We start from the raw sequence: 13,133 nt of genomic DNA on the forward strand, positions 1-13,133 counted from the left end.
TTATGGAAACTGCAACTCTAAATAACAAATACACCTATAAAGACTTCGCCAATGACCAGGAAGTTAGATGGTGTCCAGGCTGTGATGATTATGTGATCCTTCGCTCCGTTCAAAAAGCGCTTCCCGAGATGGACGTTAAAAAAGAAGACGTTGTTTTCATTTCAGGGATTGGCTGTTCCTCTCGTTTCCCTTATTATATGGGAACTTATGGGATGCATGGGATCCATGGCCGAGCTCCCGCGATCGCTTCAGGCGTGAAACTGGCAAATCCAGATCTTAGTGTTTGGGTGATCACCGGTGATGGCGACAGTATGGCGATTGGCGGAAATCATTTTATACATGTTCTCAGAAGGAATATAGATCTCAATATTATCCTTTTCAACAATGAGATCTACGGACTCACAAAAGGACAATTTTCACCAACTTCTTTAGTCGGGCAGAAAACGAAATCTTCGCCTTACGGAAATACCCAGCCTCCCTTCTCACCGGGCGAACTGGCAATTGGAGCTCACGGAAGGTTTTTCGCGAGAATTTCGGGAAATACTCCAAAAGAAATGACCGAAACTTTCGTGGAAGCACAGAAGTTCAAAGGCACCTCTTTGATCGAGGTCATGCAGAATTGCGTCATCTTCAACGATGGCTGTTACCTGAAATATACAGACAAGACCGTACGTGAAGACAAACAATTGTACGTTGAAAACGGCAAGCCCATGATCTTTGGAAAAGAACGCGATAAGGGACTTGTCCTTAACGGCCTTAAACTGGAAGTGGTTAACGTTGGTGAAAATGGAATAACTGAAGAAGATATTCTCATTCACGACGCAAAGGAAAAAGATCCAACCCTTCATCAAATGCTGATCCGTATGGAGTATCCTTTAGTAACCGGAATCATCAGGAGTTTTGATGATATCACCCTTGAAGAAAGAGAAAATGCCTTAACCGAAGAGATCAAATCAAAATCTTCTTTTCATAGTACAAGCGACCTTTTCTTTTCCGGAGAAACCTATGAAGTAAAGTAGGTAATAACTGACTTTGGTCAGTTTCTACCTCCCCTAATACTGGTACATTTAATACATATTCAAAGCCTAAAATCATGGGTTCAGAAGCTATCATAGTATTCTTTCTCGCCGGGGTTCTTCTCGTAGCCGGTGCGAATTTCATTTCAAAATTAATCTCCCCAAAATCAGATAATCCTCAGAAAAAGGAACCTTATGAAAGTGGTATGAAAACCATCGGACCCACCTGGGTCCAGTTCAAAGTGGGATACTACCTGTTTGCCATATTGTTTCTTGTGTTCGATGTTGAAGTTGCATTTTTAATTCCCTGGGCCGTGGTCTTTCAGAAGATAGGTGGCACAGCCTTTATTGAAATACTCATCTTCCTCATCATTCTCGGGACAGGTCTGGCTTATGCGTGGAAAAAAGGAGCTTTAAAATGGGAATAGCAGTCAATAATAAAGAAATTCCGAAGGATTTTCCCGGTGAAGTGATCCCCGCAGGAAACGGGGGCAATATACTTGTAACTTCACTGGACAAGATCATAAACTGGGGTCGCGCTAATTCGCTGTGGTCGCTGTATTTCGGCACCAGCTGCTGCGCTATAGAAATGATGCAAACCGGCGCTGCCCGTCACGATTATTCCCGCTTTGGTTTTGAGGTCGCCCGGCCATCCCCAAGACAGGCCGACCTTATTATCATTGCCGGAACTATTACTACCAAAATGGCGCCGGTTCTAAGGCGCCTTTATGACCAGATGGCCGAACCGAAATATGTGATCGCCATGGGAGCCTGCGCTATCTCTGGAGGCCCCTTCTTTTACAATTCTTATTCAGTGGTAAAAGGAGCCGATCACGTAATCCCGGTAGATGTATACGTACCAGGTTGTCCTCCACGGCCAGAAGCCTTACTGGAGGGAATGCTGATGCTTCAAAAGAAAATAAAAACCGAAAGCAGGCTTAAAAAGAAAAATCCTGTGGAAGGTTTTGATGAAGGACTTTAAAATTAAAAGTCATGACCAATCAAGAACTTCAGGAACTCATCACCGGCTGGTTTAATGATCCTGCCGCCGTGAAACTCGAATTTAGCGAAGAAGGTTCCCAGTACCTCAATGTGAGTATCCATCCCGATTACCTCCATGAAATGATGTATTACCTGAAAATTAACAGGTATACGAGTTTTGATTACCTCTTTTGCCTTACCGGCATCGACTGGGGAAAAGAGCTCGAAGTGGTGTACCATCTTGAATCTACCGATTACCGGCATATTATGGTGGTGCGTGCTAAAATTGAAGACAGGGAAAATCCCGTTATAGATTCAGTGCAGGATATCTGGGCAACCGCTAATTTTCATGAACGTGAAGCTTATGATTTCTTCGGAATAAGGTTTAAAAATCATCCCAATTTGAAGCGGCTCTTTCTTTATGAAGACTTTGAAGGTTATCCGCTTCGGAAGGAGTTCACCGATGAAAAAAATATGGTCGTAAAATAGGATGTCATGGAAACCGCCACAATAAATAACAATTTTAAATCTGAAGAATACTTCATCAATATGGGGCCGCAGCACCCTGCTACCCATGGCGTTCTTCGATTGCTTTTGACCATAGATGGGGAGATCATTAAAAAAGTAGAACCCGATCTTGGGTATATCCACAGGTCTATTGAAAAGATGTGCGAAAGCGACAGTTATCAGCAAATCGTACATCTCACCGACAGGATGGATTACCTTTCTGCCCATATCAATAATGAAGCGGTATGCCTCGCCGTGGAAAATGCTCTTCAAATTGAAGTTCCTGACCGGGTTAAGGTGATAAGGACCATTTTAGACGAATTAACACGAATCTCTTCACACTGTCTCTGGTGGGGAGTTATGGGAATGGACGTTGGTGCTCTAACTTCCTATTTCTATGGCTTCAGGGACCGGGAAATGATCAACGATATTTTTGAGGAAACCTGCGGCGCCCGCCTAACCATGAATTACAATATTCCCGGCGGACTTATGCAGGACATCCACCCCAATTTTGTGAAGAGAGTGAAAGATTTTATCGTTCATTTTAAAACCAAAATTCCGGAATATGACCGGCTACTTACCAACAATGTGATCTTTCAGAAAAGGACAAAAGGAGTGGGTGTTCTGGCCATCGAGGATGCTATTTCTTATGGAGCTTCAGGCCCTGTAGGACGTGCTTCGGGTTATTCCTGTGATGTTAGAAAATATCATCCGTACAGCGCCCTTGACCGGGTGACATTCAATGAAGCTTTACATACCGATGGAGATTCTTTTGCCCGCTACCTGGTGAGAATTCAGGAATTGTGGGAGTCTATTTCCATTATCGAACAGCTTATTGACAATATTCCCGAAGGTGAACATAAAGTCGCCACCAACGCGGTGATCAAACTTCCGAAAGGAGAATATTACCAGAAAGTGGAAACCGCAAGAGGGGAACTTGGAATTTACATAGTAAGTACCGGGACCAAAAATCCGTACCGCATGAAATTCCGTTCGCCGGGACTTTCCAATCTTTCCCTGCTTAACCATATCACCGTGGGTGGAAAGATAGGAGATCTGGTTGCTACCATGGCGACCATAGATATTGTGGTACCGGATATTGACCGTTAAATCTATAACAATGAAAATAGCCTTATTTATACATGAATGGATCGTAGGTTTGATTCCTGCAGAGATCACCGGGCTCACCCAAATGGTCCTGATTGCCTTAACTTATCTTACTCTTTTTGCAGTTTTAGGCCTCTACCTTGTATTACTGGAAAGAAGGGTGGCTGCATGGTTTCAGTTACGAATCGGACCAAACCGCGTAGGCTACCAGGGATTATTGCAAACCATGGCCGATGCTCTTAAGTTACTCACAAAAGAACTCACGGGAACGGTTAAAGCCGATAAATTCTTATATAATCTTGCTCCGTATTTTGTGATCATAACCTCATTAATGGCGTTGGGAATATTCCCATTTACCAAAAACCTGCAGGCTTACGACCTCAATATCGGCCTATTCTTCTTAATAGCTATTTCTTCAATTGGTGTGATAGGAATTCTGCTGGGAGGCTGGAGCAGCAACAATAAATACTCATTAATTGGTGCGATGCGGAGTGGTGTTCAAACCATAAGCTATGAACTTTCTATAGGACTTTCGCTACTGACTATGGTTTTGCTTACCGGAAGCCTTCAGCTTTCAGAAATTGTGGAAGTACAGAAAAACGGATGGCTTATTGTGCAGGGACATATTCCTGCAATAATTGCTTTTATGATATATATGATAGCCGGAACCGCGGAAACAAACCGTGCTCCCTTTGATATGGTTGAAGCAGAGTCTGAGCTCGGCGCCGGCTTTCATACCGAATATTCCGGAATGAAGTTCGCCTACTTTTTCCTGGCAGAATTCATCAATATGTTCATCATCGCGGCCATCGCCACCACTGTTTTCTTTGGCGGCTGGTTATCGCCTTTCGGAATAACCGAATCCATTCCCTGGCTGGGTGTATTCTGGTTCCTATTGAAAACTTTTGTACTAGTATTCCTGATGATGTGGTTTCGCTGGACCTTTCCGAGGCTTCGGGTAGATCAGCTTTTAACCCTGGAATGGAAATACCTGTTGCCTATCAACCTGGCAAATATCGTGATCATGGCCCTGATCGTTTGGCTGGGCCTAACCCTTCAATTTTAGGATTATGAGTTATTTTTCAAACATATATGACGGAGTAAAAACACTGCTCACCGGGATGAAAGTCACCGGAAATTACTTCCTGCATTCCAAAAAAGGCGCTATTACTCAAAAATATCCTGAAAACCGGGATACCCTCCAGATGTTCGAACGTTTTCGCGGTGAAGTAGTGATGCCGCATGACGAACAAAATGAGCACAGCTGTACCGGATGCCAGAAATGTGAGATCGCCTGCCCTAACGGAAGTATTGAGATCATCTGGGACAGGGTTATCGATGAGAAAACCGGAAAAAAGAAAAAGATCATAGACAAACATATCTATCATTTTGGTATGTGCACCCAGTGCGGATTATGCATTGATGCCTGCCCTAACGATGCTATAAAATGGGCTCAGAATTTTGAAAATTCGGTCTATGACAGAACTCAGCTAACCCGAGTGTTAAACAAACCCGGCTCCAAAGTACGGGCCGGAGTAGAAGATTAAGATTATGGAAAAAATCATTTTTTATCTCCTGGCAACCATAATGGTCATTTTCGCCATCGCTTCGGTGAGCAGCCGTAAAATGTTGCGATCTGTGGTTTACCTGCTGTTTGTGTTAATTGGCGTTGCAGGGATCTATTTTCTTGCCGACTATAACTTTCTCGCGGCCATACAGCTCACCGTTTATGCCGGCGGTGTGATCGTACTTATCATCTTTTCGGTTTTGCTGGTACATCATATTGAAATGCAGCTGGAAGTAACCTCTAAGAAAAGGCAAATCCTAACGGCCCTTCTCTGCGCGTCCGGACTTGCTGTTTTTCTTACTACCATCTACTCCTACCCGTTTCAAGTAGCCGGAAAAGCAGTGACTACCACTACGGCGCAGATCGGTGAAAAATTACTGGATTATGGTCCCGGCGGGTTCATTCTTCCCTTTGAAGTGATCAGTGTTTTGTTGCTGGCTGTAATGATTGGTGCGATTGTTATCGCCAAAGGCGGAAAAAATATCGAAACCCATCCAAAGCATAAAACTCCTTTGACCGAGAAGGAAGTGATCCTTCAAAAAGAACAGGAAATTCAGCTGAAGGAGATCCTGAAGGAACAAGCTACGGTAGAAACCGAATAAAAGGAATACAATAATATTAAAAAATAAAACCATGATCCCAGGAGTAAGTATAACTGAAATCCTCACCCTCACCTCGACCCTTTTCTTTATTGGAATCTATGGATTCATCACGAGAAGAAACCTCATCTCCATGCTGATCTCCGTAGAGCTCATCCTGAATTCATCGGTGGTGAATTTTGTGATAATCAACAAATATCTCTTCCCCGATGTGTTGGAGGGAGTGGTTTATTCCATTTTCATCATTTCGGTAGCCGCAGCTGAAACAGCTCTTGCGGTATCGATCATCATAAATCTGTACCGAAAAGTGAAATCGGTGGAAGTGAAAGACACTGAATTAATGAAGTACTAAAATTCGGAAATTATGAACCTTAGCTATATACTTTTAATTCCGCTTGTGCCTCTGGCCGTTTTCCTGGTACTGGGAATTTTCAACCAAAAGATAAAACCCGCCGTTTCGGGATATATCGGGGTTGCCGGCCTGGCCGTTTCGGCATTGCTCTCCTATTATACGGCATTCCGGTATTTCTTTGTCTACGGAAAAGCAGACGGAGTTTTCCAAACCTTTGTAGATAAGATCACCTGGATGCATTTCACCGAGACCCTACACATCGATATGGGTTATCTAATCGATCCTATTTCGGTAATGATGCTGGTGGTGGTGACCACAGTTTCCCTAATGGTAAATATCTACAGCCGCGGATATATGAAAGGTGACGATGGCTATACCCGTTTCTTTGCCTATTTGTCACTGTTCAGCTTCTCCATGCTGGGATTGGTACTCGCAACTAACCTGTTCCAGATCTATATTTTCTGGGAACTGGTTGGTGTTTCCTCATTCCTGCTCATCGGATATTATTATACCAAAACCTCAGCTATTGCTGCCGCGAAAAAAGCATTTATCGTCACCCGTTTTGCCGATTTTGGCTTCCTTATCGGAATTTTTATAATAGGTTTTTATACCGGAACTTTCGATTTTCAGGAACTTACCAATCCTGAAGGAGCCGTTCTTCTTAACTGGGCCTCCACTTCCTTTATGGGACTTTCGGTAATTACCTGGGCACTAATCCTCATTTTTATGGGTGGCGCGGGAAAATCGGCTATGTTCCCGTTGCACATCTGGCTGCCGGACGCGATGGAAGGTCCGACTCCGGTTTCAGCATTAATACATGCCGCTACGATGGTAGTTGCCGGTGTTTACCTGGTTGCCCGACTTTTCCCGATGTATTATTTAGTTGAAGACGGATTTGCTCTCAAGATAGTCACCTATGTTGGTGCTTTCTCTTCGTTATTTGCCGCGATCATCGCCATTACCCAAACCGATATCAAACGAGTGCTCGCTTTCTCGACTATGTCGCAACTCGGTTATATGATGATGGCTTTGGGAGTTTCAGGTTTTGACGGGCATGAAGGAGTCGGATTTATGGCTTCGATGTTCCATTTATTCACCCACGCCATGTTCAAAGCGCTTTTATTCCTCGGAGCCGGTTCGGTGATCCACGCCGTTCACAGCAATTACCTGAAGGATATGGGCGGATTAAGAAAATACATGCCTGTGACGAACATCACCTTTTTGATCGCTGCTTTGGCAATTTCCGGAGTGCCACCTTTGGCTGGATTCTGGAGTAAGGACGAGATCCTTTTGGCGGCCTATGAGAACAGTCAGTTTATCTATTTGATCGAGGTTTTCGTAGCCGGACTCACCGCTTTTTATATGTTCAGGATCTACTTTGGAATTTTCTGGGGTAAGGATACCCAATATGAACATACTCCTCACGAATCCCCATTATCGATGACCATTCCGTTGCTTGTGCTGGCGTTTCTGACATTGATCGGCGGATTTGTTCCCTTCAGTGAATTGGTAACTGCCGATAAAGTTGGTTTCGAATCTCATTTAAATCTTCCGCTTGCGGCCATTGCAGTTAGTGTAGGCCTGATCGGAATTATCATGGCCTGGGCATTTTATAAAAAGGAAAACGACCTGGCCTCCAGGTTGGCACATGCATTTGGAGTTTTTTATACCTGGGCCAGCCATAAATTCTATTTTGATGAGATCTACCTGTTCATGGCCCGAAAGGTCTTCTTCAAGAATGTAGCTGCACCCATAGCGTTTTTCGATAAAAAATTCGTTGATGGAACTATGGAAGGAATTGGTAATAAAACGGTGCTGATCTCCCAAAAGATCAGGGGGATCCAATCGGGAAGAGTTCAGGATTACGCTTTTGGATTTGTTGCCGGAGCGCTGATTCTCGCCTTTGTATTCATTTATATATGGACTAACTAATTAGTATTATGGACATTTTATCACTTTTCGTAATAGTTCCCGTCCTGGTCATCCTGGCCCTGGTATTCTCAAAAGGACTAAAACAGGCGCGTTTGATCGCGATGATCGGCGGGATCATCCAGCTGGGAATGGCAATAAACCTCATCTTCGCTTATACCAGGGAAAGGGCCGTAAATGATTCAATTATGCTCTTTACGCGGGATCTCACCTGGTTTGAACAACTCAACATTCATTACAGTATTGGCGTGGACGGAATCTCGGTAGCTCTTATTACGCTCACCTCAATAGTACTCTTAGCTGGTGTATTCATCTCCTGGAAAATCGAAGATCTTCCCAAGGAATTCTTTGTCTCGCTGATCGTATTATCCACAGGCGTTTATGGGTTCTTCATTTCCATAGATTTGTTCACCATGTTCGTTTTCTATGAGATCGCGGTGATCCCGATGTATCTTCTTATTGGAATCTGGGGAACAGGACCAAAAGAATATTCGGCAATGAAACTTACTCTGATGCTCATGGGTGCCTCCGCAGTTTTAATGGTTGGAATACTCGGTATTTATTTCAATTCCAATGCCGACGGCGGAGCTTTAACCTTCAATATCCTCGAGATCGCGAAAGTGAATATTCCTTATGAAGCACAAAAACTATTCTTCCCATTAACTTTTATAGGATTCGCGGTTTTGGGAGCCTTATTCCCATTCCATACCTGGTCTCCCGATGGCCACGCTTCTGCACCAACTGCCGTTTCTATGCTGCACGCCGGCGTTTTAATGAAACTAGGAGGCTACGGGATTTTCCGGATAGCCATGTTCCTGTTGCCCCAGGGTGCCCTCACCTGGTCCTGGTTCTTCATCATTTTATCGGCTACAGGAGTGATCTATGGAGCATTTGCCGCCCTGCGACAAACCGATTTGAAATATATCAACGCCTACGCCTCGGTAAGCCACCTGGGAATGGTAAGTTTCGCCTTGCTGATGCTGAACAAGACCGCCTGGAATGGAGCTATTTTACAGTCATTATCGCACGGATTTATGACCGCCCTTTTCTTCGCACTTATCGGGATGATCTATGGCAGAACCCATACGCGGGATATCACCAAACTTGGGGGATTGCTTAAAGTCATTCCTTTTATTTCGGCAATTTATGTGATCACGGGACTGGCGTTATTAGGACTTCCAGGTTTCAGCGGATTTGTAGCCGAAATGAATATTTTTATGGGCGCCTTCCTTCACGACGATATGTTCCACAGAATTCTTACTATCGTTTCCGTATCGGCTATCGTGGTTACTGCGGTCTATGTGCTCAGGGTGGTGGGAATTATGCTGATGGGACCCGTGAAAAATACGGCCTACCTCAAATTACCGGCAGTGACCTGGTATGAAAAAGCGGGGATTTTATTATTACTCATCCCAATTGTAGGGATTGGGGTGGCCCCGCTATGGCTTAGTAATATGATCATGCAAAGTCTCGAACCCTTTATTCGGGGCGTGTTATAACTTTTAAAAAGAATTGAAATGGACTTTAATAGTTTTTTCCTGATGCGCCACGAGCTTACGCTGCTCGCCATAATAATGATCCTTTTGATCGCCGAAATTTTCATTCCGGCAAGCAGGAAGAACAGCATCGTTTCTCTTGCGCTGTTGCTCTTTGGGTTACATACGCTTTCCGGATTTTTTCCTTTAGCCGAAAGCAAACTCTTTGGAGGAATGTTCCGAAGCAATGATCTCATTCATTTCTTCAAAAACGTGCTCAATTTGGGAGTTTTGATCCTTTTACTGCAGTCGGCTGACTGGGTGAAGGAGAAAATGACCAGCAATGACCGTGGCACTGAATTCTTTATTCTGTTGTTCGCTTCTCTATTCGGAATGTATTTTATGATCTCAGCCGGAGACTTTCTGATGTTCTACATCGGGCTGGAACTTTCCACACTTCCCGTCGCGGCTCTTGCTGCATTTGAGGTTCTCAAAAGAAAATCCAGCGAAGCAGGGATCAAGCTGATACTTTCGGCAGCACTGGCTTCAGGAGTTTCCCTATTCGGGATCTCGATGCTGTACGCCACTGCGGGTTCTATTTTTTTTGACGAGATCATTTTGAATATCAGCCTAAATAATCTCACATTACTTGGTTTTATATTATTCTTCGCGGGACTTGCCTTTAAGATCTCGCTGGTTCCTTTCCATTTCTGGACCGCCGATGTGTATGAAGGTGCTCCAATAAGCATTGCCTCCTACCTTTCGGTAATTTCAAAAGGAGCCGCTGTTTTTATTATGATGATCTTATTATTCAGCGTTTTAAAACCTTTAATGGAGGTCTGGGAAAACCTCATCTATGTTCTGGCACTGGCGACAATGTTCACCGGTAACCTCTTCGCCCTGCGGCAGGAAAATATGAAAAGATTTCTGGCTTTTTCTTCCATTGCGCAAGCCGGATTTATTCTTTTAGGATTAATAACAGGCACCCAGTTAGGCACAGCTACCGTGGTTTATTTCGTAACGATCTACATCTTTTCTAACCTGGCGGCCTTTGGAGTGGTTCAGGCCATTTCATTGCAAACCGGAAGGGAAAATATGAAAGATTATGAAGGTTTATATAGAACCAATCCTAAACTCAGCCTGGTGATGATGCTGGCCTTGTTCTCTCTGGCAGGAATTCCACCGGTGGCAGGATTCTTCGGAAAATTTTTCCTCTTTACCGCCGCGGCCAGCCAGGGATATTACCTGCTGGTGTTCCTGGCAGTCGTGAATGTAACGATCTCGCTCTACTATTATTTGCTGGTTATGAGAGCGATGTTCTTAAGAAAAGGCGACGATCCAATTCCCTTTTTCAGAAATAAAATATATATGAAATTAGGACTAGTAATAACCGTTGTCGGAATTCTGATTTTGGGATTATATAGTCCGCTATACGATTATATTTTTCAATTAAGTGGGATCTTTAAATAAGAAATTATGGCACTGGACGGCAAACATACATTTGGCAGCATTGGCGACATTCGGGTTAGTTTTATCGAAAAAAAGATCGATAAAAGCCGAAAGGATTTCCTTAAGAATTTACTTGAACATAATGGTTTAGAGGTGATCGTGGAAGAGGAAAAACGAAAAAGCGAAGAAGAACCTCAGCTTTACACAGTAGGAGTTACCGATATCACTTTTAATCCGGTGGTGGCGGTTTTTGAACGAAAGCTGAAGACTTTCGATGGCCATAAAGTCAATCCGGAATACTGGAACCAGGAAAGTGAAAATACAGCTCCTCAATACTGGGATAAGAAATAAAGATTCTCTTTTGGTCGATTCCTGTGTTTGCAGGAGAAAGCCCTGCAGTTTGTTCTGCAGGGCTTTTGTACTTTTGAATAAATAATGCTAAAATCTTATCTCTTTATGTCTATAAAAAAACCTCTTTTTTCTGTTCTGGAATTAGCTTCCGTAGGAGTAGGTTCTACCCCTGCCGAAGTTTTTAAGAACAGCCTTGATCTTGCCCAAAAAGCTGAAAAAGAAGGTTATCACCGCTTCTGGCTGGCAGAGCACCACAATATGAAGAGCATCGCCAGTTCAGCCACCGCAGTATTAATTGGCCATATCGCCGGCGGAACAGAAAAGATAAGAGTAGGCTCCGGCGGAATTATGCTCCCTAACCATTCGCCCCTTATTGTGGCTGAGCAATTCGGCACCCTGGGTTCGCTCTATCCCGGTCGTATTGATCTGGGCCTGGGTCGAGCTCCCGGAACAGATCAGGTAACCGCTCATGCTATTCGTTCTGACAGGATGCAGGCGGTATATCATTTTCCGGAAGAAGTAAAACAAATTCAAAAATATTTTTCCGCTGAAAATGCACGGGCCAAGGTCAGGGCTACGGTTGCCGAAGGCGTTGAAGTTCCTCTATACATTCTCGGGTCCAGTACCGACAGTGCCCATCTTGCAGCCCGCCTGGGATTGCCCTATGCTTTCGCCAGTCACTTTGCACCGGCACAACTTTTTGAAGCCCTTAATATTTACTACAATGAATTTGAAGCTTCTGCCCAACTCCAGCAGCCTTACAGCATAGCCTGTATCAATGTCATTGCCGCGGAATCTAACACCGAAGCTGAAAAACTTTCCACTACTCTCATCCGACTTATGCTTGGCGTGATGACCGGAAATATTGATTATATGCAACCTCCCATTGAAATGACAGAGCAGCTTAGACAAATCTCACAGGATCCTGCCTTTCAACGAATGCTGAAGTATGCCTTTATTGGAGGCAAAGAAAAGGTAAAACAAAAAACAGAAGAATTCCTTCAGAAAACCGGTGTTAATGAAATCATGGTGGCTTCGCATATTTACGATCACCGGGACCGGGTAAATTCATATAGGATATTTTCAGAAGTTATGAAGGAGATTCAGGCTGAGAAATAGCTATTCCTAAAAATATTTCAACATAAATGGCCAAATTTTGTTGTTATAATATATACAAGCTTCCGAAGAAAAAAATGAAGCTGGTGCCTGCGTAATTGATTTCCTTTCCCGCTCTTATTTTAAGCCAATCTTAAGGAGCTGCTAATCATATTAATAGAGTATTCAAATACTTTTATTTTGAATTTAAAAATTAAGAATAATGACAGCAGCACACCTTCACGCAATGATAATTCATTTCCCCATCGCACTATTGATGGCGGGTTTTTTATCTGAAATCATTGCATTGTTTTACAACAGAGAACTCTTTAGAAAGATAGCATTTTACCTACTACTTATCGGTGCAGTTGGAGCCATTGCAGCCTATATTAGTGGCAGCTATGCCGCGGAAGGTATCGAAACCGGCAGGTTAGCTGAAGCCATCGAAAATCATGAGGAAGCAGCGCTTATTATGCTTTGGATTGCGATGATCACCGTGGTTTATCGTGCGATTTTACTATTCATAAAATACGATCGTCCCTGGACAAAATGGCTAGGTATTCTCTTTTTTGCAGCATTAATTGGTTCCATCATCAACACAGGCAACAAAGGGGGTTCGCTGGTTTATGAACACGGCGCTGGCCTGGAGCTGAAATTACCTGAATTTAACGAAAAAGTACAGTAACATCAAGGGTAGAACAGCCC

The 13,133-nt window shown here is 43.6% G+C and carries 15 protein-coding genes; all 15 read left to right on the forward strand.

Translation table 11 applies throughout. The features are described 5' to 3' along the window. The first annotated feature begins 2 nt into the window (after nucleotides 1-2). The 15 genes from C7S20_RS03475 (at nucleotide 3) to C7S20_RS03545 (ending at nucleotide 13,113) form a co-directional block, all read left to right on the forward strand. A complete protein-coding gene (locus C7S20_RS03475; protein ID WP_107011168.1) occupies nucleotides 3-1,019 on the forward strand; it encodes a 2-oxoacid:ferredoxin oxidoreductase subunit beta in 1,017 nt (338 codons plus the stop codon). 74 nt (nucleotides 1,020-1,093) lie between these two features. After that, nucleotides 1,094-1,444 carry an NADH-quinone oxidoreductase subunit A gene (locus C7S20_RS03480; protein WP_107011169.1) on the forward strand — a complete coding sequence of 117 codons (351 nt, stop codon included), beginning with the start codon at nucleotides 1,094-1,096 and terminating at the stop codon, nucleotides 1,442-1,444. After that, nucleotides 1,435-1,998, forward strand: coding sequence for an NADH-quinone oxidoreductase subunit B (locus C7S20_RS03485; protein ID WP_107011170.1), 564 nt, complete (start codon nucleotides 1,435-1,437; stop codon nucleotides 1,996-1,998). The genes C7S20_RS03480 and C7S20_RS03485 overlap by 10 nt, the downstream gene beginning before the upstream one ends. A gap of 11 nt (nucleotides 1,999-2,009) precedes the next feature. Continuing rightward, on the forward strand, nucleotides 2,010-2,486 hold the full coding sequence (locus C7S20_RS03490; RefSeq protein ID WP_107011171.1) for an NADH-quinone oxidoreductase subunit C: 477 nt from the start codon (nucleotides 2,010-2,012) through the stop codon (nucleotides 2,484-2,486). Nucleotides 2,487-2,492: 6 nt separating this feature from the next. After that, the gene (locus C7S20_RS03495; protein ID WP_107011172.1) at nucleotides 2,493-3,614 is read left to right on the forward strand and encodes an NADH-quinone oxidoreductase subunit D; all 1,122 of its coding nucleotides are present in this window, start codon (nucleotides 2,493-2,495) and stop codon (nucleotides 3,612-3,614) included. A gap of 10 nt (nucleotides 3,615-3,624) precedes the next feature. Then, nucleotides 3,625-4,677, forward strand: coding sequence for an NADH-quinone oxidoreductase subunit NuoH (nuoH, locus tag C7S20_RS03500; RefSeq protein WP_107011173.1), 1,053 nt, complete (start codon nucleotides 3,625-3,627; stop codon nucleotides 4,675-4,677). A 4-nt stretch (nucleotides 4,678-4,681) separates the two neighbouring features. Then, nucleotides 4,682-5,158, forward strand: coding sequence for a 4Fe-4S dicluster domain-containing protein (locus C7S20_RS03505; RefSeq protein ID WP_107011174.1), 477 nt, complete (start codon nucleotides 4,682-4,684; stop codon nucleotides 5,156-5,158). Between the two features lie 4 nt (nucleotides 5,159-5,162). Beyond that, a complete protein-coding gene (locus C7S20_RS03510; RefSeq protein WP_107011175.1) occupies nucleotides 5,163-5,780 on the forward strand; it encodes an NADH-quinone oxidoreductase subunit J family protein in 618 nt (205 codons plus the stop codon). Between the two features lie 31 nt (nucleotides 5,781-5,811). Next, the gene (nuoK, locus tag C7S20_RS03515; protein WP_107011176.1) at nucleotides 5,812-6,129 is read left to right on the forward strand and encodes an NADH-quinone oxidoreductase subunit NuoK; all 318 of its coding nucleotides are present in this window, start codon (nucleotides 5,812-5,814) and stop codon (nucleotides 6,127-6,129) included. 12 nt (nucleotides 6,130-6,141) lie between these two features. Further along, nucleotides 6,142-8,061, forward strand: coding sequence for an NADH-quinone oxidoreductase subunit L (nuoL, locus tag C7S20_RS03520; protein WP_107011177.1), 1,920 nt, complete (start codon nucleotides 6,142-6,144; stop codon nucleotides 8,059-8,061). Nucleotides 8,062-8,069: 8 nt separating this feature from the next. Beyond that, nucleotides 8,070-9,557, forward strand: a complete 1,488-nt coding sequence (locus C7S20_RS03525; protein WP_107011178.1) for a complex I subunit 4 family protein — start codon at nucleotides 8,070-8,072, stop codon at nucleotides 9,555-9,557. Nucleotides 9,558-9,575: 18 nt separating this feature from the next. After that, entirely contained in the window at nucleotides 9,576-11,003 is a 1,428-nt protein-coding gene (locus C7S20_RS03530; RefSeq protein ID WP_107011179.1) for an NADH-quinone oxidoreductase subunit N, read from the forward strand. 6 nt (nucleotides 11,004-11,009) lie between these two features. Then, nucleotides 11,010-11,333, forward strand: a complete 324-nt coding sequence (locus tag C7S20_RS03535; protein ID WP_107011180.1) for a hypothetical protein — start codon at nucleotides 11,010-11,012, stop codon at nucleotides 11,331-11,333. Between the two features lie 105 nt (nucleotides 11,334-11,438). Beyond that, nucleotides 11,439-12,452 (forward strand): LLM class flavin-dependent oxidoreductase, encoded by a 1,014-nt coding sequence (locus C7S20_RS03540; protein ID WP_107011181.1) that lies wholly within the window; start codon nucleotides 11,439-11,441, stop codon nucleotides 12,450-12,452. Nucleotides 12,453-12,651: 199 nt separating this feature from the next. Further along, a complete protein-coding gene (locus tag C7S20_RS03545) occupies nucleotides 12,652-13,113 on the forward strand; it encodes a DUF2231 domain-containing protein (RefSeq protein WP_107011182.1) in 462 nt (153 codons plus the stop codon). Nucleotides 13,114-13,133: the final 20 nt, after the last annotated feature.

It is taken from the genome of Christiangramia fulva (assembly GCF_003024155.1).
GTDB classification, from domain to species: Bacteria; Bacteroidota; Bacteroidia; order Flavobacteriales; family Flavobacteriaceae; genus Christiangramia; species Christiangramia fulva.

Bases quoted from the DNA above. Each gene is read 5' to 3' on its own strand.
- nuoK (WP_107011176.1), top strand. From the start codon at position 5,812: ATGATCCCAGGAGTAAGTATAACTGAAATCCTCACCCTCACCTCGACC.
- nuoL (WP_107011177.1), top strand. From the start codon at position 6,142: ATGAACCTTAGCTATATACTTTTAATTCCGCTTGTGCCTCTGGCCGTT.
- C7S20_RS03485 (WP_107011170.1), top strand. From the start codon at position 1,435: ATGGGAATAGCAGTCAATAATAAAGAAATTCCGAAGGATTTTCCCGGT.
- C7S20_RS03490 (WP_107011171.1), top strand. From the start codon at position 2,010: ATGACCAATCAAGAACTTCAGGAACTCATCACCGGCTGGTTTAATGAT.
- C7S20_RS03475 (WP_107011168.1), top strand. From the start codon at position 3: ATGGAAACTGCAACTCTAAATAACAAATACACCTATAAAGACTTCGCC.
- C7S20_RS03535 (WP_107011180.1), top strand. From the start codon at position 11,010: ATGGCACTGGACGGCAAACATACATTTGGCAGCATTGGCGACATTCGG.
- C7S20_RS03510 (WP_107011175.1), top strand. From the start codon at position 5,163: ATGGAAAAAATCATTTTTTATCTCCTGGCAACCATAATGGTCATTTTC.
- C7S20_RS03480 (WP_107011169.1), top strand. From the start codon at position 1,094: ATGGGTTCAGAAGCTATCATAGTATTCTTTCTCGCCGGGGTTCTTCTC.
- C7S20_RS03540 (WP_107011181.1), top strand. From the start codon at position 11,439: ATGTCTATAAAAAAACCTCTTTTTTCTGTTCTGGAATTAGCTTCCGTA.
- C7S20_RS03505 (WP_107011174.1), top strand. From the start codon at position 4,682: ATGAGTTATTTTTCAAACATATATGACGGAGTAAAAACACTGCTCACC.
- C7S20_RS03530 (WP_107011179.1), top strand. From the start codon at position 9,576: ATGGACTTTAATAGTTTTTTCCTGATGCGCCACGAGCTTACGCTGCTC.
- C7S20_RS03545 (WP_107011182.1), top strand. From the start codon at position 12,652: ATGACAGCAGCACACCTTCACGCAATGATAATTCATTTCCCCATCGCA.
- C7S20_RS03525 (WP_107011178.1), top strand. From the start codon at position 8,070: ATGGACATTTTATCACTTTTCGTAATAGTTCCCGTCCTGGTCATCCTG.
- nuoH (WP_107011173.1), top strand. From the start codon at position 3,625: ATGAAAATAGCCTTATTTATACATGAATGGATCGTAGGTTTGATTCCT.
- C7S20_RS03495 (WP_107011172.1), top strand. From the start codon at position 2,493: ATGGAAACCGCCACAATAAATAACAATTTTAAATCTGAAGAATACTTC.